Origin of the sequence: Pseudomonas sp. PICF141, assembly GCF_002286815.1 — a bacterium.
In the GTDB taxonomy this organism is placed as follows: domain Bacteria; phylum Pseudomonadota; class Gammaproteobacteria; order Pseudomonadales; family Pseudomonadaceae; genus Aquipseudomonas.
This window is the reverse complement of record NZ_MUNM01000090.1, coordinates 52,642-73,951: the sequence shown is the minus strand read 5'-3', so window position 1 is coordinate 73,951 and position 21,310 is coordinate 52,642. Positions and strand designations below refer to the sequence as shown.

The 21,310-nt window shown below is 60.5% G+C and carries 19 protein-coding genes; 13 read left to right on the top strand and 6 right to left on the bottom strand.

Going from position 1 to position 21,310, the window contains the following annotated elements; genetic code table 11:
- Window positions 1-188 precede the first annotated feature (188 nt).
- A complete protein-coding gene (locus tag BZL43_RS27355; RefSeq protein ID WP_095635162.1) occupies window positions 189-404 on the bottom strand; it encodes a hypothetical protein in 216 nt (71 codons plus the stop codon).
- A gap of 245 nt (window positions 405-649) precedes the next feature.
- Between BZL43_RS27355 and BZL43_RS27350 the strand changes: the two genes are divergently transcribed.
- Entirely contained in the window at window positions 650-1,663 is a 1,014-nt protein-coding gene (locus BZL43_RS27350) for a GlxA family transcriptional regulator (protein WP_177409358.1), read from the top strand.
- 73 nt (window positions 1,664-1,736) lie between these two features.
- Here the strand turns inward: BZL43_RS27350 and BZL43_RS27345 are convergent, their stop codons facing one another.
- From BZL43_RS27345 to BZL43_RS27335, 3 genes are all read right to left on the bottom strand, one after another.
- On the bottom strand, window positions 1,737-2,117 hold the full coding sequence (locus BZL43_RS27345; RefSeq protein WP_095635160.1) for a RidA family protein: 381 nt from the start codon (window positions 2,115-2,117) through the stop codon (window positions 1,737-1,739).
- 337 nt (window positions 2,118-2,454) lie between these two features.
- Window positions 2,455-3,495, bottom strand: a complete 1,041-nt coding sequence (locus BZL43_RS27340; protein WP_095635159.1) for an AraC family transcriptional regulator — start codon at window positions 3,493-3,495, stop codon at window positions 2,455-2,457.
- A gap of 9 nt (window positions 3,496-3,504) precedes the next feature.
- Entirely contained in the window at window positions 3,505-4,419 is a 915-nt protein-coding gene (locus BZL43_RS27335; RefSeq protein ID WP_095635158.1) for a GGDEF domain-containing protein, read from the bottom strand.
- A 359-nt stretch (window positions 4,420-4,778) separates the two neighbouring features.
- Between BZL43_RS27335 and BZL43_RS27330 the strand changes: the two genes are divergently transcribed.
- The 11 genes from BZL43_RS27330 to BZL43_RS27280 all read left to right on the top strand — a co-directional run bounded on the left by BZL43_RS27330 (window position 4,779) and on the right by BZL43_RS27280 (window position 19,070).
- Entirely contained in the window at window positions 4,779-7,307 is a 2,529-nt protein-coding gene (locus BZL43_RS27330) for a TonB-dependent receptor (protein ID WP_095635157.1), read from the top strand.
- Window positions 7,308-7,369: 62 nt separating this feature from the next.
- Window positions 7,370-9,283: a phytase gene (locus tag BZL43_RS27325; RefSeq protein WP_095635156.1), complete on the top strand. Its 1,914-nt coding sequence runs from the start codon at window positions 7,370-7,372 to the stop codon at window positions 9,281-9,283.
- Between the two features lie 96 nt (window positions 9,284-9,379).
- Window positions 9,380-10,090, top strand: coding sequence for a protein TolQ (tolQ, locus tag BZL43_RS27320; protein ID WP_095635155.1), 711 nt, complete (start codon window positions 9,380-9,382; stop codon window positions 10,088-10,090).
- 13 nt (window positions 10,091-10,103) lie between these two features.
- Window positions 10,104-10,550, top strand: coding sequence for a protein TolR (tolR, locus tag BZL43_RS27315; RefSeq protein ID WP_052963043.1), 447 nt, complete (start codon window positions 10,104-10,106; stop codon window positions 10,548-10,550).
- Window positions 10,547-11,350 (top strand): energy transducer TonB, encoded by an 804-nt coding sequence (locus BZL43_RS27310; protein ID WP_095635154.1) that lies wholly within the window; start codon window positions 10,547-10,549, stop codon window positions 11,348-11,350. Before tolR ends, BZL43_RS27310 begins: the two co-directional genes overlap by 4 nt.
- 96 nt (window positions 11,351-11,446) lie before the next feature.
- Entirely contained in the window at window positions 11,447-12,667 is a 1,221-nt protein-coding gene (locus BZL43_RS27305) for a helix-turn-helix domain-containing protein (protein WP_095635153.1), read from the top strand.
- A gap of 36 nt (window positions 12,668-12,703) precedes the next feature.
- Window positions 12,704-13,333, top strand: coding sequence for a PQQ-binding-like beta-propeller repeat protein (locus BZL43_RS27300; protein WP_095635152.1), 630 nt, complete (start codon window positions 12,704-12,706; stop codon window positions 13,331-13,333).
- A 103-nt stretch (window positions 13,334-13,436) separates the two neighbouring features.
- Window positions 13,437-14,129, top strand: a complete 693-nt coding sequence (locus BZL43_RS27295) for a DUF2238 domain-containing protein (RefSeq protein WP_095635151.1) — start codon at window positions 13,437-13,439, stop codon at window positions 14,127-14,129.
- A gap of 156 nt (window positions 14,130-14,285) precedes the next feature.
- The gene (locus tag BZL43_RS27290; RefSeq protein ID WP_168185152.1) at window positions 14,286-17,486 is read left to right on the top strand and encodes a glycogen debranching N-terminal domain-containing protein; all 3,201 of its coding nucleotides are present in this window, start codon (window positions 14,286-14,288) and stop codon (window positions 17,484-17,486) included.
- Between the two features lie 143 nt (window positions 17,487-17,629).
- A complete protein-coding gene (locus tag BZL43_RS27285; protein WP_095635149.1) occupies window positions 17,630-18,700 on the top strand; it encodes a hypothetical protein in 1,071 nt (356 codons plus the stop codon).
- Window positions 18,701-18,716: 16 nt separating this feature from the next.
- Window positions 18,717-19,070, top strand: coding sequence for a DUF1428 domain-containing protein (locus tag BZL43_RS27280; RefSeq protein ID WP_095635148.1), 354 nt, complete (start codon window positions 18,717-18,719; stop codon window positions 19,068-19,070).
- A 14-nt stretch (window positions 19,071-19,084) separates the two neighbouring features.
- On the opposite strand, the gene BZL43_RS27275 is transcribed toward BZL43_RS27280, so the two are convergent.
- Window positions 19,085-19,279 (bottom strand): hypothetical protein, encoded by a 195-nt coding sequence (locus BZL43_RS27275; protein WP_095635147.1) that lies wholly within the window; start codon window positions 19,277-19,279, stop codon window positions 19,085-19,087.
- 126 nt (window positions 19,280-19,405) lie between these two features.
- On the opposite strand from BZL43_RS27275, the gene thpR reads away from it, so the two are divergent.
- Entirely contained in the window at window positions 19,406-19,945 is a 540-nt protein-coding gene (gene thpR, locus BZL43_RS27270; protein ID WP_095635146.1) for an RNA 2',3'-cyclic phosphodiesterase, read from the top strand.
- Between the two features lie 194 nt (window positions 19,946-20,139).
- Here the strand turns inward: thpR and BZL43_RS27265 are convergent, their stop codons facing one another.
- Window positions 20,140-21,237: a polyamine ABC transporter substrate-binding protein gene (locus BZL43_RS27265; RefSeq protein ID WP_095635145.1), complete on the bottom strand. Its 1,098-nt coding sequence runs from the start codon at window positions 21,235-21,237 to the stop codon at window positions 20,140-20,142.
- Between the last annotated feature and the right edge of the window lie 73 nt (window positions 21,238-21,310).

Below are 21,310 nucleotides of genomic sequence, written 5' to 3'. Positions count from 1 at the left end.
GCCTGGCGCTTTGTGAGGGTAGACGAAAGGGAGCGATATTGACCGGTTTTGGCCCAATTGCAATCTGTTGCATCGACGGATTGAATCCAAAACGCAAAGCGGTCAATTTTCGGAGTGCATAACACCGTCTGTCAAATCACCCCGGTCAACATCTGCACCATGACTTCTCGCGTTTCAGCGGCACTCTGTTAGTTGCCATCGGCCACTTTGCGTTCTATCTCCGCTATTTTTCGACGGAGCTCTTCAGCCTCCAGCTCCTGGGCATGGGTTTTATTTATACCTTCGGCGTCACTGTCCTCAAGCTCTGTTTCAATCACATCCTCGGGTTTGCCAGAGGTATCGGCAGGCGGGACGTTCGGGGTCGTTTCTGCTTCGTCGTCATTAACACGGTCATCATTGTTCATTTCGCTCACCTCCATTGGCTTATAAATTGGATTCAGCGGTATGGAGGGAGTTCGGGTTTTTAAGTGCTCATGACGCAGTTCAATGCGTGCCGTTCTCAGCCATTGCCATCTATCATTTTATTTATCCGCTTTTGCGCATTAATTGAGAACGACCCCTAGGGCTTTTTGAGCTTGTGCAGGTAGCATGGACGCTTTATAAGCGCACCAAATGACAGATTGGCTAACGTAACCGAGTGGGTCGAACATTGATCGAACGACGTCAATTCAGCGGGGGCATGAAAGGGAAAAACCTCCGCTATCTGAATGAAAACCCTGGCGAGCCTGCTCGAATGACTCGGGCAGGCTTTTTGCTGCTCGAGCATTTCTCGCTGCCTGCGTTCACGCAAGCGCTGGACACGATTGTCACTGCGAATCTTCTGCGCCCCGGGTTGTTCTCTTCCCGAACGTTCGGCTTGAATGAGGGGGAGGTCATCAGCGACCTGGGCCTGGTCATCCGGCCGGACGCACGCATCGACTCTTCAGCCATCCACAACCTGGACCTGCTGGTCATTTGCGGCGGCTACAGGACAGAACTGAAGGCGACTGATGAGTTCATCAGCCTGTTGCGAGCGGCGGCAGACCAAGGTGTCAGTCTGGCCGGGTTGTGGAACGGTGCATGGTTCTTGGGCAGCGCAGGCTTGCTCGATGGATACCGTTGCGCCATTCATCCCGAACATCGTCCCGCACTGGCGGAAATCTCCAAGGCGACGCACGTCACCAGTGAGCCCTATGTCATCGATCGAGACCGGCTCACCGCGTCCAGTCCCTCTGGGGCATTTCATATGGCGTTGGACTGGATCAAGGAACTGCACGATAAAGCCCTGGTCGAGGGGATCGAGGACATTCTTGCTTTCGAGGAGTCTCGCTACCGGCGCATCAAGCCGGCTGAAAATATTTGTGTGAGTGCGCCATTGCGCGAGGTGGTCAAGCTGATGGATGCCAACCTCGAAGAGCCTCTGGAGCTGGAGCAACTGGCGGTCTACGCGGGCCGTTCCCGGCGACAACTCGAACGCTTGTTCAAAGAGCAGCTCGGAACCACGCCGCAGCGGTATTACATGGAGCTGCGCATCACCGAAGCGCGTCGGCTGCTTCAGCACACAGAACTGTCCCAGGTAGACGTGCTGGTTGCCTGTGGCTTTGTGTCGCCCAGTCATTTCAGCAAGTGCTATAGCTCGTATTTCGGCTACAGACCTTCCAAGGAGAAACGGCTGGTCAAGTAGCCGTTTTTTGAGTCCCGGTGAAGATCGCCCGACGACGCAGAATCCGTCGTCGGGACCGGACAAGTCCGCGGACTCAGCGCTTGGCCGCCATCGCAGTGACTTCCACGCGCATGCCTTCGACGGCCAGGGATGCCACGCCAACGGCGGCGCGAACGGGCCAGGGCTTGGCAAAAAAGCGCTTGTAGACTTCGTTGAAAGCGGCGCGGTCGGCCATGTCAGTGAGGTAGATGGTCAGATGCAGCACCCGGTCCATGGAACTGCCGGCTAGCTCCAACGCTACCTTGAGCGCTTGCAGCGTGCATTCGCTCTGCTCGGTGATGCCACCCAGCTCCAGGCTGCCATCGATGCGGGTAGGGATTTGAGTGGAGACCAACAGGCCGCCGAAACCGGCGACATCGGAGGAGATGGATTCCGGGTCTGGATCAGGGAGAAAGGTGATGTCGCGATTTGCCATGAGGGTTCTCGTGCTTGAGGGGCGTTTGTATAGGGGCAGTTGTAGCAGCTGTCGAGCCCCGGCGAGGCTGCGTTCGGCTGGCCGTAAAACCAGAGATTACGATACGTCAGGCAAACCGCGTTAGCCGGATTCACGACTTCTTCGCAGCCGAACGCAGCCTCGCCGGGGCTCGACAGCTGCTACGGGTTAACCGCGGTCAGTTTACAGCACGAGACTATCTGCCAACCTCATGGCCTGCTGAGTCGCGGCCTTGCGCGCATTCAGGTCAACATCTTAGCTCCTACAATCGATCATAGCCTCGCCGGAGCTCGACGGCTCCTACAATCGATCGCAGCGCCTAAAGGCCGGCATTGAATAACTGGCGGATCAGATTGGGCGTACTGCCGGTCCAGCGTTTGAACGAGCGACGGAAGTTTGCCGCATCGTTGAAGCTCAGGTACTCGGCCACGGCTTCGTTGCTGAACCCTTTGATCTGGTACAGGTACAAGGCCATGTGCAAGCGCACCAGATCCACCTGCTGCTGGAAACCGGTGTCGTGTTTTTGCAGTTTGCGCTTGAGGGTGGCGGGGCTCATGGCGAAGGCCTGAGCGGCTTGTTCCAGGCTTGGGGGGTGGCGCACGTGGCGTTGTAAATAGCGGTACAGGCAGTCGAGAAAACTCGACGTGCAGCCCAACTGTTGCAGTTGCCCCTGAGCTTCCTGACGGGCGACCTGCCCGGCAATGGCCGACGCATCGGGCCATTGCCGGGCGAGAAATTCCCGGGGGATGCGCATCAGATCCAGTGGTCGATTGAACTGAGTGTGCTCGCCCAAATGCACCCAATATTGCTCGACATAACGGGGCTCGGCATGGCTGAAACTGCACTCCCACGGCAGACGCTGGCCGCTCAGTGCGCGACTCATGGCCACCAGCGAGGTCATGCTCGCTTCCAGCAGAAAATGCCACTGCTCGCCGGCCCCGCAACTGTCCAGCCAAAAGAGATAGGCGTGTTTTTCATCCAGCACCAACCGCGGCGTCATTAACGGGCTGAGCAGCGCCTGTTGCTGCACCAGGGTGTCGAGTGCCTGGTGCAGGTTTTGGGCATGGCGCAGGGCGTGGCTGGCGGCGCCGTAGTGGCCGGGCAGCAGGCGCTGGCCGAACAGGAAACTGCTGTCGTCGGCATCCAGCAGGCGTCGGCTGTTGCCGATCAGCGCGAAAAACTGCTGGGGGCTGAGGCGGGTCTGGCCCGCCAGAATGTCTTCATGAAACAGCCCGGTGCCGCGCAGCAGACGATGGCTGTCGATGTCCCGGGACAGCGCCAGGTCGATCAGGGTTGCCGGCTGGTAATGCCCGGGAATGAAGCGGCTGTCGGTTTCGTACCAGGTGGTTTTCAGGGTCATGGCCAGGCCTCAAGCGGTTCTGGCCAGAGGCTGTTTGGCCCGGGCCAGCGCCAGGTTAAGGCGTTTAAGCAGGGCCTCCGGCGACTCGTTCAGCGCCATCACCACCGCTGTGCTCGCCGACAGTTGCAAGCGTTCGCCATGCTGCCGGGTTTTGTGTGCCAGGCCCTGAACCGCCTGTTGCAGCTCCAGTGCCAGCAACCGTGCCTGACTCTCGCCAGTGTTGGGCAGCAGCACCACGAAACGGTCGCCGGCCAGTCGACAGAGCAAGTCCTGGCGCCGCAGGTTGAGCAGCAGCAAATGACTGAGCGCTTGCAACACGGCGTCGCCTTCGGCATGCCCGAAGGCCTGGTTGATGGCCGAGAAGTTGTCCAGGTCCAGGGCCAACAACGACAGCGGCTGTTGGTGGCTATGACTTTCCTCAAGGCTGCCGGTCAGTTGCCGCTTGAGGTAATCGGCGCCGCCCAATGGCGTGAGTTTGTCGAACAACCGATGCTCGCGGAACAGCCGCTCGCGTTTCTCCATCTGCGCGCTGATCGCCAGTTGTTCGCGGTGCCAGTGATAGATGCCGATGGTCAGCAGGATCATGCCGACCGGCATCGGCCCGGACTCGAGCCAGTGATCCCAGGTGATGCTGTTGGGCAGGCGGATAAACTCGTCGAGGCTGTCGATCCACCAGGAAAAGAAGATACCGCTCAAGCCCAGCACCAGGTAATTGGTGACGCGCCCGGCCGGCCGACTCTTGAGTACCAACCCCAACCAGACCAACGCCAGCAGCGCCGAACCGCCTTCACCGACGACGTCCAGCCAGACCCATTCGCTGACCGGTTTCAGCTCGCCGCAGGCCAGATGCAGGAGCAACCCCAGATGGGCGGCCAACAGCAGCAGGGCGAGTTTCCAACGGTGAGGTTTGAGCACAGAGAACATGGCCGCGATCCTTTGGCGAAGAAGCAATGCGCGCCAGCACAGCAGATGTTTGTGACAGTCGGGTGACGGGGTGGGAATGGAGCAGGGAGGTCGAATCAGCTCATGGTCCTATGGGATTTTCTGGCGAGTGTGGACCACAGGTAAGCCCCACACCACAGGAAAACTCACTCACCACAGAATTGTTGTCTGCGGGAGCAAGTCATTTCAGCTCACTTCCTTCACCGAAACCCGGCAAAACCCCGGTTTACCGCACCTCCCGCCAATCCCTGTCACAGAAGCGTCATCCACCATCCCTAGCGTGCCCTCCCAGTTGCCGGGCCTCTTGCCTGGCGTTAACGGACTCTTGGGGGAGGACATTCATGTACAAGCGCAGCAACACCGCCGGAGTCGTCGGCTTCACGCTCACCGCCCTGGCCATGGCGATCGCCAGTGAACGCCTGAGCGCCGCCGAAGCCGTGGCGAACACCGAACACGTCGAAGTGGTGGGCCAGGCGGCGAGCATCGATCAGGCGCTCAAGGAGCAGCGCAGTTCCGACAGCATCAAGAGCGTGGTGCATGCCGATGGCGTGGCGCAATTGCCGGACGAAAACGTTGCCGAAGCGGTGCAGCGTCTGCCAGGCATCAGCGTCGAGCGCGACCAGGGCGAAGGGCGGTTTGTCAGCGTGCGTGGCCTCGGTCCGGACCTGAACAGCGTGACCATCAACGGCACGCTGGTGCCCTCACCGGAAAGCGAACGCCGGGCCGTGGCCCTCGATGTGTTGCCCTCGGAATTGGTGCAGTCCTTGTCGGTAATCAAAACCCTGACTCCGGACATGGACGCCAACTCCCTGGGCGGCACCGTGGAGGTGAAAAGCCTCTCGGCCTTCGATCACAAAGGACTGTTCTACACCGGCAGCAGCGAAGCCAGTTACGACAAGAATACCCAACAGACCAGCCCGAAATTTTCCGGCGCCATCAGTGATCGCTTCAGCCTTGGCGACGGCATCGACAACTTCGGCGTCGCTGCGGCGCTGAGCTGGCAGAAGCGCGACTTCGGCTCCGATAACGTCGAAACCGGCGGCGCCTGGGATTTTGAGCAAGGCGCCAGGTTGCAGGAGTTCGAGCAACGCGATTACGACATCCGCCGTGAACGCGCCGGTGGCGGCCTGAACTTCGATTACAAGCCTGACGACCTCAGCAGCTATTACCTGCGCACTCTGTACAGCCGCTACAAGGACAGCGAGACGCGCAATTCCACCAGTCTCGAATTCGCCGACCCGCTGGCAGCGAGGGAATCAGGTGACGCCGAAGGCTCCCGCAAACTCAAGCAGCGGGAAGAGACCCAGGAAATCCAGTCCTACGTATTGGGTGGCGAGCGTATGTTCGGCCTCTGGACCCTCAGCGGTCAGGCCGGCTACAGCCGCTCCAGCGAAGACAGCCCGGGCCACATCGCCAACGCCGCGTTCAACGGCACCGACGATTTCACCGACAGCGGTTTCCACGACAACGACAAGCCGCGGCCCATCATCGGTCAGGGCTTCTACAACCCGGACAACTTCAGTCTCGATAAGGTCGACTGGGAAAAACAGAAAACCACCGACACCGAGAAAAACCTGCGCCTGGACCTGGCCCGCGACTACGACTTCAGCGGCTATGCGTCCCAGGTCAAATTCGGTGGCAAGGTCAGCCGCCGCAACAAAGACAACAACCTCGACGCTTGGGTCTATGAAGATTTCGACGACCTGGGTTTGAGCGATGAACAGCTCAACCTCAGCCAATTCAAGAAAGGCTCCGTGGACTACCGCCTCGGCCAATTCGGCCCAGGCATCAGCGGCAGCGCCATCAAGCAGTTGATCGGTGGCCTGAATCGGGCGGACTTCTACGACGAGACCGAATCGCGGGTCAACGATTTCAAGATCAGCGAAGACATCAACGCCGGCTACCTGATGAACACCATCGATATCGACGACTGGCGTTTCATTGCCGGCCTGCGCTACGAAAGCACCGAGTTCGAAGCCAAGGGCACGGGCGCCACCGACGGCGAGTTCCAGTCCACCGAAACCAAACGCCGTTATCACCACTGGTTGCCCGGCCTGCATGCGCGCTATCAACTGGACAAGAACACTCAGGTGCGCGCGGCCTGGACCAAGACCGTGGTGCGCCCGACTTTCGGCCAACTGGCGCCGGGTTTTGTCATCGATGATGACGAGGCGACGTTCGGCAACCCGGACCTCAAACCGCTGGAGTCCAGCAACCTCGACCTGGGCATCGAGCACTACATGGGCCATGCCGGCACGGTCTCGGCATTCGTGTTCTACAAAGACATCAAGAACTTCGTCTACAACACCGACCTGGCCGGCACCGGCGCCTGGGCCGATTTCTCCGAGGCTCACACGTTCGCCAACGGCGACAGCGCCAAACTCTATGGCCTGGAACTGGCCTACTCGCAGAAATTCGACTGGCTGCCCGCACCCTGGAACGGCCTGCTGCTCGGCGCCAACACCACCTTCAGCCGCTCCGATGCCGAGATCGAAGGCTTCGACGCCGCCAATGGGGTCAGCCGCAAGCGCAGCATCGATTTGCCCAATCAGTCCGACACCGTCGGCAACCTGATGCTTGGCTGGGAAGACGACAAGTTGAGCCTGCGCCTGTCGGCCAACTACAAGTCCGATTACCTCTTTGAGCTGGCCTCGATCAATGACAAGGCCCATGACCTGCACGTCGATGCCCAGACCTTCGTCGATTTCAGCGCACGGTATTCGCTGACCAAAAACCTGCAAGTCAGCTTCGAGGCGCAGAACTTCACCGACGAGCCGTACTTCGTCTACACCGGCAACCGCTCCTACAACGGCCAATACGAAGAATACGGCCCGACCTACAAGCTCGGCCTGACCTTCACCCACTTCTAAGCCCCGGGTGGCAGCCCGGTGCTGCCGCCCTGATGGATGCACGACAAGGACTTTGCCTGTTCATGAGTATTTCGTGGTTACCCAAACACGGTCTGCTGACCACCCTGATCAGTTTGACCATCGGCCAGGCCATGGCGGCCGCGCCGAACCTGAGCCTCACACCTTGGGCGCCGAGCCTGGCGGTCGACGCAGTGGCGTTTTTACCCACTGGCCTCGGCCCCGAACGCCTGGCCGCCAGCGAGCGAGACGGCTTGCTACTGCTCGACGCGCAAGGCAAAGAGCTGGCGCGTTTGAAGGGTTCGTTCAATAGCCTGGACAGCCGCGCCGCCGGCCAACACGTTTTGGTGGCCAGCCTCGACAACGCCCGTCAACAAGCCTTGTTGGTCAGTCTCGATCCGGCCAGGCGCAGTTGGGGGCAACCGGTGTATCTGCCAACACGGGATTACCCGGTGAACGGCTTGTGCCTGTACCGCGACGAAGCCAGCAACCTGTTCCTGTTTCTGGTGGGCGAGGAGGGCAAGGGTGAGCAATGGCTGGTGGGCAACGGCGTCACTTTGAACCCGCAACCGCAACGGGTGCGCGGTCTGCCACTGCCGCCGTCGGCACAGTTTTGCCAGGTCGACGATGCGGCCAATCAATTGATGGTCAATGAGGAAAATGTCGGTTGGTGGGCTTATCCGGCGCATGCCGAAGCCGATGTGACGCGCTCACCGGTGGCCATGCGCGAACCGTTCGGTGAAATCAAACAGGCCGCGGGTGCAATGGCCCTGGTGCCGGGTGGCATCGTCGCACTCGACCCGCAAGCCGCGCAGCTGCATCTCTATCAGCAGCAGGGCGAACGCTGGACGGCTCAGGCCACACTGACGCTGCCAGGTCTGAAAGAACCGGAAAACCTCGCCCTGCGCCCGACGGCCAATGGTTTGCACGTACTGCTGCGCGACGATGATGACGGCCGTCTGTATCAGGGCGAACTCGACTGGCAAGCCACGCCGGTGCCCTTGGCGCCGGTGCTGGCGAACGTACAAGCAATCAGCCAAAGCGAACCGGTAGGGCGCCAGGGCGATGCCGCGGATGATCCGGCGATCTGGATTCACCCACAGCAACCCGCCCTGAGTAGGGTGCTGGGCACCAATAAAAAGCAGGGGCTAATGGCGTACGACCTGCAAGGCAAATTGCTGCAGGAATTGCCGGTGGGGCGGCTGAACAACGTCGATATACGACCGAATTTCAAGCTCGGTCAACAGACCGTCGATCTTGCGGTGGCGAGCAATCGCGATCACAACAGCCTCAGCTTGTTCAGCATCGACCGCACCAGCGGTGAGTTGCGCGAAGCCGGCGAGATTCCCACGCCGCTCGACGACATCTACGGCATCTGTCTGTTTCAACCGGCCAGCGGCGAACTCTACGCGATCGCCAACGGCAAGGACGGCACCTTCCTGCAATACCGCCTGAGCGCGCTGAACGGCAGCGTACAGGGTAAGTTGGTGCGCCAGTTCAAGGTCGATAGCCAGCCCGAAGGCTGTGTGGCCGACGACCAGCGCCAGCGCCTGTTTCTCGGTGAAGAGGATGTCGGCGTCTGGGCGGTGGACGCCCGCGCCGATCAGCCGGCGACGCTCAGCAGCGTGATCAAGGTCGGTGCGCAGTTGCAGGCGGATGTGGAAGGGCTGGCGCTCTATCAAAGCGCGACGCAGGACTATCTGGTGATCTCCAGCCAGGGCAACGACAGCTATGTGGTGCTCGATGCCGAACCGCCGTTCGCCTCTCGCGGCGCATTTCGCGTAGGGCTGAACGCGGCGGCAGGCATTGACGGCGCTTCGGAAACCGATGGCCTGGAAGTCACTTCGGCCAATCTCGGCGGCGCCTGGAGCCACGGCATGCTGGTGGTGCAGGACGGGCGCAAACGCATGCCCGAGCAAACCCAGAACTTCAAATTCGTGCCCTGGGCCGAGGTCACCAAGGCGTTGCAATTGCCCTGACCCGGCCAGTCATCAACCTGTCATCACTATTTCATCGAATAGCTCAACGGCCGTCGCGCATCGCCGGCCCGAGAGCGTCAGACAAGGAGTTTTACCATGCAAGCGACACTGGAACACATGACCATCTGGGGCCTGATCAGTGACGCCAGCCTGCTGGTCAAAGCCGTGATGCTCATCCTCTTGCTGGCGTCGGTGCTCAGTTGGTACCTGATCATCCAGCGCAGCGGCGTGCTGCAACGTCGCGAGCGGCAGCTGAACGGCTTCATGCAACGCTTTCGCAGCACGACGGACTTGTTGCCGCTGTACCGCGACAGCGCACAGAGCACCGACAGCGAAGCCGGTGTCGAGCCGATTTTTCACGCCGGGTTTCAGGAATTCAGCCTCCTCAAGCAGCACTCGTGCAATGCCGCCGATGTGGTGCTCGAAGGCGTTGAACGGGCGTTGTACGTGGCCATCAGTGAGCAAGAAGTTCGCCTGGAGAAGGGTTTGCAGTTCCTCGCCACGGTCGGTTCCGTCAGCCCTTATATCGGCCTGTTCGGCACGGTGTGGGGGATCATGAATTCCTTCCTCGGCCTGTCCCAGGTGCAGCAGGCGACGTTGTCCACCGTGGCCCCGGGCATCGCCGAAGCGCTGATCGCCACGGCCATCGGTCTGTTTGCCGCCATCCCGGCAGTGATCGCCTACAACCGTTTTTCGGCGCGCAGCCAAACCCTGCTGACTCGCTATTACGCCTTCGGCAATGAATTGCAGGTGCGCTTGCATCGCACCTTGCATGGCACGCCGATGAACCTGGCCGTCGCAGCCTGAGAGGAGAATGCAGATGCTCGTCAGACCGCAACGCAAGCACGGGCCCAAGGCCGAAATGAACGTGGTGCCGTACATCGATGTGATGCTGGTGCTGCTGGTGATTTTCATGGTCACCGCACCGATGCTGACCCAAGGCGTAAAGATCGAACTGCCCAAGGTCGCCAGTGAAGCGTTGGCCACCGATACCCGCCAGCAAATCCTTACCCTGTCGGTGAAGGCCGAGGGCGGCTATTACTGGAACCTGGGCGGTGAACTGGATACGCAGCACCAGACCGACAGTGCGGTGGCGCTCGACGAGATGCGCGCCAAGGTCGCGCAGATTGTTGCCGAACGCCGTGACACTCAGGTTTACATTCGCGCCGACAAGGACGCCGGTTACGGCAGCGTGGTCGCAGCCATGGCGGCACTGCAGCAGGGCGGTGTGAGCAACCTCGGGCTGGTGACCGAGGCCCCGCAATGACGGCAATGATCATGCACAGTCCATCCATGACGCTGCGGGACGCTGCTCGCAGCGGGTTCTGGAAAAACAGTCTGGCGGCGAGCCTGGCGGTAGGGCTGCATGCCATCGTGCTGGCGTTGCTGGTGCATGGCGGGTCGCTGGAGAAACCCGCGCTCGATCAGCCCGCGGTGTTGCGAACGCAACTGGTGATGCTGCCACCGGCACCGCAGCCACAGGCGCCTGAACCGGTAGCGGCGTCGACGCCGGAGCCGGTTGCCGAGGCGCCCATCCAACCCCTCAAACCGGCTATCGATCCGCAGATCCAGGCGCAGAAACTTGATCAGGCCGTTCTTGCCCGCAAACGCGTCGAAGACAAAAAACGCGAACACCAGGCCGAGCAACAACGCCAGCGTCAGGAAACAGAAAAACGCACCCATGACCTCGAACAGCAACGCCAGGCCCAGGAGCAGGCGCAACAGGCACATCGCGCCGAACAATCGCGCCTGGCCGTCGAACGCGCACGGCAGCAGGCCGCCCAGGCAGCTGCCGACAGCCGCCAATATCTGCCCCTGAGCAAGGACGCGCCGGATTATCCGCAACGGGCGCTGGATAAAAACATCGAAGGCGATTGCACCGTGGAATACACCGTCAATCCCCAAGGCCACATCGAGAACCCCAAGGTACTGGACGGTTGCCATCCGTTGTTCATGCGTCCGTCGCTGGCCGCCGCCAACACCTTCCGTTACCAGCCGAAAATCGTCGACGGCCACGCGGTTGCGGTGCCGGCCGTGCGCAATACCTTTCACTACCGGATCAAGTGAGCGGCACCCCTGGCGGATCGGCGTGCGGCTATGCGGTCGTGAGATAGACTGATCAGCGGGCATCGAACGGTGGGGGTGGCAGGTGGCGCGCTTCAGATGGATTCGCTGATCACGGCGGCGGCCCGTGCGCTCGCGGCGGGTGACCCCCTCGGCGCACTGAACCGCATCGCCTTGCGCGACGATGCGCCAGCCCTCGCGCTTCGTGGCATCGCGATGGCGCAATTGGGGGATCTGGTGCGCGCGAAGGCGCTGGTGCGCAGCGCCGCACGTGCTTTCGGGCCGAAAGAGGCCTTGGCCCGGGCGCGCTGTGTCGTCGCCGAGGCCGAAATCGCGCTCGCCTCGCGGGATCTGAACTGGCCGACCAAGGCACTCGACGCCGCGCAGGCAACGCTTCAGGCGCACGGCGACTGGGTCAACGCCGCCCATGCGCGGTACCTCGAGATCCGCCGCTTGCTGCTGATCGGGCACCTCGAGGAGGCTGAGCACCGGCTCGCCGAACTCGATCCAACACCGTTACCGCCTGCATCGAAGGCAGCCTACGAACTGGTCGTGGCGGGCATCGCAATGCGTCGCCTGCAAACAAAAACGGCGTGCGCGGCACTTGAACGGGCCGAGCGTGCCGCACAGCACGCCGCTATCCCCGCGTTGACGGCCGAGGTCGAAAGCGCCGCGCGCATCCTCGACACGCCGGCGGCGCGGCTGATTGTCGGTGGCCAGGAACAGCCGCTGCTGCTCGATGAAATTGAAGCGTTATTGGCATCCACCAAGCTGGTCGTGGACGCCTGCCGGTATGTCGTGCGCGACGCAGGCTCGGCGGTTTCACTCGCCCGGCGGCCGGTGCTCTTCGCGCTCGTTCGGGCGCTGGGCGAAGCATGGCCCGCCGACGTGCCGAGGGAGACGCTGATTGCGCGCGCCTTTCGGATGAAATTCGCGGATGACTCCCATCGCGCGCGGTTGCGTGTCGAACTCGGGCGATTGCGCGCAGCGTTGCACCAGATCGCCAATGTCGTCGCGACCCCGCGCGGGTTTGCGCTGGTGCCGCACGATGCGCGTGACGTGGTGGTGCTGGTGCGGCCTGTCGAAGAGCAGCATGCGACGCTGCTCGCCTTTCTCGCCGACGGCGAATCGTGGTCGAGTTCGGCCCTGGCGTTGGCGCTTGGCGCCAGTCAGCGCACCGTGCAACGGGCTCTCGACACGCTGGCGGTGGCCGGCAAGGTGCAGTCGTTCGGTCATGGCCGGGCGCGTCGCTGGATGACGCCGCCGGTTCCGGGATTCGCGACGGTATTGTTACTCACAGGGTTGCTGCCCAATGATTAGCATCCCTTCACCAACCCAGTGAATGAGGAGCAAGGCATGAAACATTCAACGGCTGAAATCATCCGCGAATATGGACCTTTCCCCGGCGTCGACAGCGTGCATGGCGTCACCCATGACGGCCGGCAGGTCTGGTTTGCCTCCGGCGACAAACTCAATGCCCTCGATCCCGCGAGCGGCAAGACGCTGCGCTCGATCGATGTCGCCGCCCACGCTGGCACAGCCTTCGACGGTCAGCACCTGTTTCAGATCGCCGAGGATCGCATCCAGAAAATCGACCCACAGACCGGTCGCGTGCTCTCCACCATCCCCGCGCCCGGCGGCGGTGGCGATTCGGGGCTTGCATGGGCCGAAGGGACGCTTTGGGTGGGTGAATATCGCGAGCGCAAGATTCATCAGGTCGACCCCCAGACCGGGGCAGTGCTGCGCACCCTCGAATCCAACCGCTTCGTCACCGGGGTAACCTGGGTCGAGGGGGACCTGTGGCACGGCACCTGGGAAGGTGACGAGAGCGAGTTGCGGCGAATTGATCCGGCCACGGGCGACGTGCTGGAGAGCGTCCAGATGCCGGCTGGCGTCGGGGTCTCAGGACTTGAGTTCGATGGTCACGACCGGTTTTTCTGTGGCGGCGGCAACAGCGGGAAGGTGAGGGCGGTGCGCCGGCCTTGATAAGCGTTGGGGGCGGGTATCGGGCCGCCATACCCGCCCAGAAAAAACGAACTTGCGAAGCGGCCGCGTCTCGAATTTAAAAGACTCGAGAAGAAGGCGCCCAATGAGCACGTCAGTAGGCGCAAAAGACCTGAGTACTCACAGCAGACCTCTGCCGGTCATGACGCCCAAAGAGCACCCGCGATACGACCTGGCGCTATTGATTGCATTTCTTCTTATCGTCGTCGCGCTGGGAATTTCGCCCCATAGCCGAGTGGACTGGGTCCTGGAAAATCTGCTGGCCCTGGTGCTGGTGCTGGTCCTGATCGGCGTTTATCGACGGTTCCGCCTGTCTGCGGTTTCCCTCAGCCTGGTGTTCGTTTTTCTCTGTATTCATGAGGTGGGTTCGCACTACACCTACGCGCTGGTGCCCTACGACCGCTGGTGCTCAGCCTTGACCGGGATCAGCCTCAACAAAGCCCTCGGGTTTGAACGCAATCATTACGATCGGCTGGTGCATCTGACGTATGGACTCTTGATGGTGTATCCGATTCGGGAAGTGCTTGTACGAATCACGCCGCTGCGGGGTTTTTGGGTTGGGTTCATCGCGTTGAATATCGTGCTGTCGACCTCGGCTGTGTATGAAATCGTCGAATGGATAGGCGGGCAGTACCTGGGAAAAGACACGGCAAAGGCATTTGTCGCCGCACAAAATGACCCATGGGACTCTCAAGCCGACATGGCGCTGGCAGTGGCTGGTGCGTTCTTCACGCTATGGGTCGTGTGGTTACGGCGACGGTTGTTTCGGGTAAGTTAAGCCATTCAGCTGCTACAGGATTAGGTCGTATAACCGGATGGAACTGTTGTAGCAGGCGCACCGTCAATCGAGGATAAAGCCGCCAGACCTCGGCGAATAGAAACGCCGAGACGCTGGAGGCCTTAATTCTTCGACCCCATGACGGAGGGCCTCTCCATGAGGATCGCTCAGATCGCGCCGCTCACCGAACGTTGTCCGCCCCGTTTGTATGGTGGCACTGAGCGGATTGTGTCTTACCTGACCGAAGAGCTGGTGCGCCAGGGCCACGATGTCACGCTTTTTGCCAGCGGCGATTCGCAAACCTCGGCCCGCCTGGAGTCAGGCGCACATCAGGCCTTGCGGTTCGATCCAGGCGTCAAGGACGGAGCGCCTCATCACATTCTGATGCTTGATCAAGTGCTGCGTCAGGCGGATCAATTCGACGTGATGCATTTTCATACCGACATCTACCATTTTCCCCTGATTCGACATTTGGCCGGGCGCAGTGTGACCACGCTTCACGGGCGTCTGGATATCAGCGATTACCAATGCTTTTACCCTCACTTTCCCGAAGTGCCGCTGGTTTCGATTTCCAAGGCGCAGCGCAGTCCGGTGAAGGGCGACGTCAATTGGGTGGGCAATGTCTACCATGGCATTCCGCGCGATTTACTAGCCTTCAACCCTGAGCCGCGCGGCGACTATCTGATGTTCCTGGGGCGCATTTCTCCCGAAAAACGCCCGGACCGTGCCATCGAGATTGCTTCGAAGGCCGGGCTGCCATTGAAGATCGCCGCCAAGGTCGACAAGGCCGATCAGGTGTATTGGGAAGAAATCATCGCACCGATGATCGCCAGCCGGGCAAATGTCGAATTTCTCGGCGAGATCGATGAATCCCAAAAGGCAGGCTTGCTGGGCAATGCCCGCGCCTTGATCTTTCCCATCGACTGGCCCGAGCCGTTCGGCCTGGTCATGATCGAAGCCATGGCGTGCGGCACGCCGGTGATTGCGTTTGGTCAGGGCTCGGTGCCGGAAGTGATCGACGAGGGCGTATCCGGTTACATCGTCGATGGCATTGCAGGAGCGGTGGCGGCGGTGCAGCGGTTGGGAGCGCTGGATCGGCGCAAGGTGAGGGCCAGGTTCGAGGAACGGTTCACGGTCGAGCGCATGACCAATCATTATCTTGAGTTGTACCGTCATCTGACGGCGGGCAACACGTATGGGCATCCGTCCACGCCCTTCGACATTCCGGCCACCGCGTCGCTGCAAGAGCTGCGTTTGCGTAACCTGAAAAATAACGAGACCTTTGGGGTGTTCGATCCCAATGGCGATGTGCTGTTTGCCGACGACAGCCCGCAAGGGATTTTCCACACCGATACCCGCCACCTTTCCGGGCTTTACCTGACGCTTAACGGCATGCGCCCGCTGTTGCTCAGTTCCACGCTGCGTGATGACAACGCAATGCTCACGTGCGACCTGACCAACCCGGATCTGTTCGACAGCCATGGCGAAAAAATCCTGCACCACGATTTGATCCATTTGCGCCGTTCACGGTTCTTGTGGAAGGGCTCCTGCTACGAACGCCTGACCCTGCGCAATTTCGACGACGTTCCTCAGCTGTTGAAACTGAGAATTCAGTTTGCCGCCGACTTCAAAGACCTGTTCGAAGTTCGCGGGGCCCGGCGTGCGCAACGCGGCGAAGGGCACCGGGCAGAGATTACCAATGAAGAGGTGGTGCTTTCCTACACCGGCCTGGATCACAAACGGCGCATGACCCGCCTGCGTTTTGCCCCGGTGCCGGTCAGCCTGACTTGCGATTCAGCGTTGTTCGAGGTTCGGCTGGCCCCGGGGGAAAGTCAGTCACTATTCATGGACATCAATTGCGGTGTGCAAAACCCGCCGTTTACGGTGCGCCACGGGTTCTTCATTTCATTGCGCGATTCCCGGCGCGAGTTACGCACATTCTCTTCCCGAGCGGCCTCGATGGCGACCTCCCATGATGTGTTCAACGAAGCAGTCAGCCGCAGCGTGTCCGACCTTTACATGCTCATGACCAAAACGCCGGAAGGGTTATATCCCTACGCGGGTATTCCATGGTTCAGCACTGTTTTCGGACGAGATGCCCTGATCACGGCATGGGAGATGCTGTGGTTCGATCCTGGTATTGCCAAAGGTGTACTCGGGCATCTGGCCGCCAATCAGGCAACCATCATTGACCCTCACGCCGATTCGGAGCCCGGTAAAATCCTGCACGAAATAAGGCTGGGAGAAATGGCTGAATTGGGCGAGGTGCCGTTCCGCCGCTACTACGGCAGCATCGACTCCACGCCGCTGTTCGTCATGCTGGCCGCTGCCTACCTGGAGCGCACTAATGATTTGAGTACCGTGCGTCAGCTCTGGCCGAATATCGAAGCGGCGCTGACCTGGATCGAGGAATACGGCGACCGCGATGGCGACGGTTTTGTCGAGTATGGCCGCCAGTCTGCCGAAGGGCTGATTAACCAGGGATGGAAAGACAGCCACGACTCGGTGTTCCATGCCAATGGACAATTGGCCACCGGGCCGATTGCGATTGTCGAAGTTCAGGCCTACGTGTATGGGGCCTGGACCGGTGCGGCCAGAATAGCCAGCCGGCTGGGGGATTCGGACCGGGCTCAACAACTGAAATACAAGGCTCAACGTTTGCGCGAAGAATTCGATAACCGCTTCTTCGACGAAGAACTGGGCACTTATGTATTGGCCCTGGACGGCCACAAAAAGCCCTGCCGAATCCGTACTTCCAATGCCGGTCACGCCCTGTTCGCGGGCATCGCTTATCCGGAGCGCGCGGCAACGGTCGTCAGTACGCTGATGGAACGCTCATCCTTTTCCGGCTGGGGCGTGCGCACTGTCGCAGCTTCCCAGGCTCGCTATAACCCGATGAGTTATCACAACGGCTCTGTCTGGCCCCACGACAATGCGCTGATCGCCGCCGGCTTCGCCCGCTACGGTTACCGCCGGGATGCGGCGCGTATTTTCGAAGGGCTGTTCGCCGCCTCGACTTACATCGATCTGCGGCGCTTGCCTGAACTGTTCTGCGGCTTTGCCCGGCAACGTACCCAAGGGCCGACGTTCTATCCAGTCGCCTGCATGCCCCAGGCCTGGGCCGCTGCTGCGCCGTTGTCGATGATTCAGTCATGCCTGGGAATGAGTTTCAGGCCGAGGAAGCTCAACATCCTGTTCGACGAACCGGTGCTCCCGAGCTTTCTAGACACCATCACCTTGCGGCGTTTGGCCGTGGGTGGTGAATGTGTGGACTTGATGCTCCGGCGCTCGGGGGAGAACGTCATGGTCGAGGTTCTCAATCGCCAGGGACCGGTGCGGATCCTGAGTACCAGTTAAGGTGATGCGGGGAAAGTAGGGGCTATTTTGGGGGCACCCTCCATCCATCTGACGGACGGCCCCCGACCCCGACCTATACTCAAATCAGCACGGTGTTTAGCGTCGGACATTTCGTTCGACGAGACATGTAGGGCCCCGCGATCTTGAACCTGCGTTCGCTGATCGTCGCTGTGTTAGTGATCTTGGCGGGATGCGCCACGCCTACGCCTGCCCCGGTGATTGTGGTGCCGGTGGTGGTGTCCCAGAGCACCTGGCAGCAGGTTGACCGGGAGATTATCGTCGCTTCGCAACAGGCCACCGAACAGGCCAGGGTTTATGCCCGCGGGTCCATGGAGCATTGGCGCACGCGGGTTTATCAGCAAACCGAAGAAGTCTTCATTCCGTGGTTCAGCAGCTACTGGACCCAGGAATGGCTGTCGATGAAAGTCAGCTGGTACACCCTCAATGCCGGCGACGAGCAGGATGCGACGACCAAACGCCTGGCCGCCTATCTGCTGGAGCAATATCACCGGCGCGTGCTGGAACCGGTGGCGGTGGAGATCGATCCCGACGCGATCCTTAGCCAGGCAACGGAGTTTTATGTGCAACTGATGGGGCAGCAGCTCGAAGTCATTTCCAAACGTCATGGCGTACCGATGGCGCAGCTCAACAGTCGTGTCCAGAAAATTCCGGCTATTGCACTGGGCCCGCCGTCTGCCCGTGACGCTTCGCTGTATCAGGTAGTGCATGCCGAACTGAACAAATTGCCGGCCTATCTGGCACTGATCGACACGATCCACGCGGCGGGCGGCGAGAAGGGCATCGCCTCGACGGACGCCGGCATGGCGCCGGTGGCCAAGCGTGCCAGCAAGCGAATACAAGCCGAAATGGCCCCGCGAGGGGCAGCCAGTGCGGTGGCGGCAGTGGCCGGGAAGGCGGCCGGTGCGTTGATTTCCGTAGGAGTGGCGGGAGTACGCGCGATGATTCAGGCCAACGACCGGCCCGACAGTGAAGCACTGATCCGCAGCAGCCTGGGTAACTCGTTCGACAAGGCCTGGGTGAAGCTGGTGAATAACCCTGCCACCGGCGTCATGGCCGGAACGCTGTACATGGCCAGGCAGATCGAGGGCAACCTGGCCCTGACCCTCGAACAGCCCGCCGAGCCGTCGGTCGGTCTGGAAGCGGGAACTGTCGATTGGAGCCACGCTGATTCGACTACCCAACGAATCCCATAACCTGAGGAAAACGATCATGGCTTATGTCGATGGCTTCGTCGCTGCAGTACCCACCGCCAATCGCGAAAAATTCAAGCAGCATGCGCAATCCGCCGCCGAGATTTTCAAGGAAAACGGCGCCCTGAGCCTCGCTGAATGCTGGGGCGATGACGTGCCCGATGGCAAAGTGACCTCATTTCCCATGGCCGTAAAACTCAAGGAAGACGAAACCGTGGTGTTTTCCTGGATCGTGTGGCCCGACAAGGCCACCCGTGATGCCGGCATGGCGAAACTCATGAGCGATCCGCGGATGCAACCGGACGTCAACCCAATGCCGTTTGACGGCCAGCGAGCGATTTTTGGTGGTTTCGAGATGATCGTCAAAGCCTGAACAGGGTCGCAGGATCACTCCGGCGTCGGGGTGGTCCTGCAGCTCTTGCGGTTACGAATCTCGCTGTCCGACGGCCGCTCCTTGATGAATTCGAAGCGCGGCTCGCCTTCGTTGTAGTGAACCAGCCAGCCCCATTCCAGCTCGGATTCATCCTGGCCGGGTTTCGGTGGCGCGGCCCACCATGGCTCTTTGCTGATGATCTGACGCATAGCGGCCTCCCGTCGATTCGGTTGCTTCAACTATAACGCGCCTGCCGGCAGGTGCCAGAAATGCACTTGCTGGCCGGGTACTGCTTTGTAAAATCAAAGGGTCTCCGAAACCTTGAGGTGGCGAACATGAGCGATGAAACCCGTGAACCGTTCAAACGGCTGTTCTTCGCCCTGAACTGTGCCCCCGAACAACGCCGGGCCATCGCCCAATGGCGCAACGCGCTGGCGCTCAATGTCGGGCGTCCGGTGCCAGCGGAAAACTTTCATCTGACGCTGCTGTTTCTCGGTACGGTGAAAACGGAACAGATAGCGGGCGTCTGCGAAGCCGCTACCCATGTGCGGATGCCCGGCGTGCCGTTGACGGTGGTGCTTGATCGGCTGGAAGTCTGGCGTCGCTCCGGGGTTTTATTGCTGGCGCCCGCGCAGGCGGAGCCTGAGTTGCTGCGGTTGGTGTATGCGCTGGAACAGGCCATGTTGCCGTTCGGTTTTGAAGACACCCGGCGAGAATTTCGTCCGCATCTGACCCTGATGCGCGACTACCGGGCGCCGGTCCCTGAGTCCGCGACGCCGCCAGAGTTTTTCCTGCGGGCGGATCGTTTTACCTTGTTCGAATCCCGTAAAGGCCGGTACCGGGCGCTGGCCGAATGGCCGTTGGTTTGTGCCTGAAAAGGCGCCCGAAATACCACCCAACCCTTTCATTGATTGATCGTTCCCACGCTTTGCGTGGGAATGCAGCCCGGGACGCTCCGCGTCCCCTCCAGAGCCGAACGCGGAGCGTCCGTGGAGGCATTCCCACGCGGAGCGTGGGAACGATTAATGTGATAGCCCCATCGCGAGCAGGCTCGCTCCCGCATTTTGAATCACTTACCCAGCTTCACCCGCGTCCAGCCTCGGGTCATCACCCGTTGGATACCGATCGGCATATCCGGAATCGCATACAGCGTCGCCATCACCGCTTGTGGCGGGTAGGACCCCGGGTCGTTTCGAATCGCTTCATCCACCAGCGGCGTGGCCGCTGCGTTGGCGTTGCTGTAGCCGATATTGTTGGTGACTTCGGCGATGATGTCCGGGCGCATCAGGAAGTTCATGAACAGGTAGGCATTGTCGACGTTAGCCGCATCCCGTGGGATGGCGACCATGTCGTAGAAACTGCCGGCGCCTTCTTTCGGGATGCTGTATTCGATCTTCACCTTGTCGCCGGCTTCATTGGCGCGGGCCTTGGCTTGCAGCACGTCGCCGGAGTAACCGACGGCGACGCAGATGTTGCCGTTGGCCAGGTCGGAGATGTATTTCGACGAATGAAAGTAAGCCACCGACGGGCGAATCTTCATGAACAGCGCTTCGGCTTCAGCGATCTGCGCCTTGTCCCGGGAATTCACCGGGTAGCCCAGATAGTGCAGGGCAGCCGGGAGCATTTCTGTCGGTGAATCAAGGAAACTGATACCGCAGGCTTTGAGCTTCGCGGCGTTTTCCGGTTTGAACAGCAAGTCCCAGGAATTCACCGGCGCATCAGTGCCCAGCACTTCCTTGACCTTGGCCGGGTTGAAACCGATGCCGATCGAACCCCACATGTACGGGAATGCATGGCCATTGTCAGGGTCGCTGGCAGAGGCGTTTTTCAGAAGCACCGGGTTGAGGTTTTTCCAGTTTGGCAGCTTCGATTTGTCCAGCGGCTGATACACGCCAGCCTTGATCTGCTTGGCCAGGAAGCTGTTGGACGGCACCACGATGTCGTAGCCGGACTTACCGGCCAGCAAGCGTGCTTCAAGGGTTTCATTACTGTCGAACACATCGTAGGTCACGCGGATGCCGGTCTCGTCTTCGAACTTCTTGACCGTGTTCGGGGCGATGTAATCCGACCAGTTATAGACGCGCAATACCTTGTCATTGGCCTGGGCGCCGGTCGCCATTGCGCCCAATAAGGACAGTGTCAGCAGAGTCCTGCCAAACATTTTCATCGGTACAACTCCATTTTCTTTTTATAGAACACAGTAGGAGCGAGGCTTGCCCGCGAAGAACGATGACGCGTAA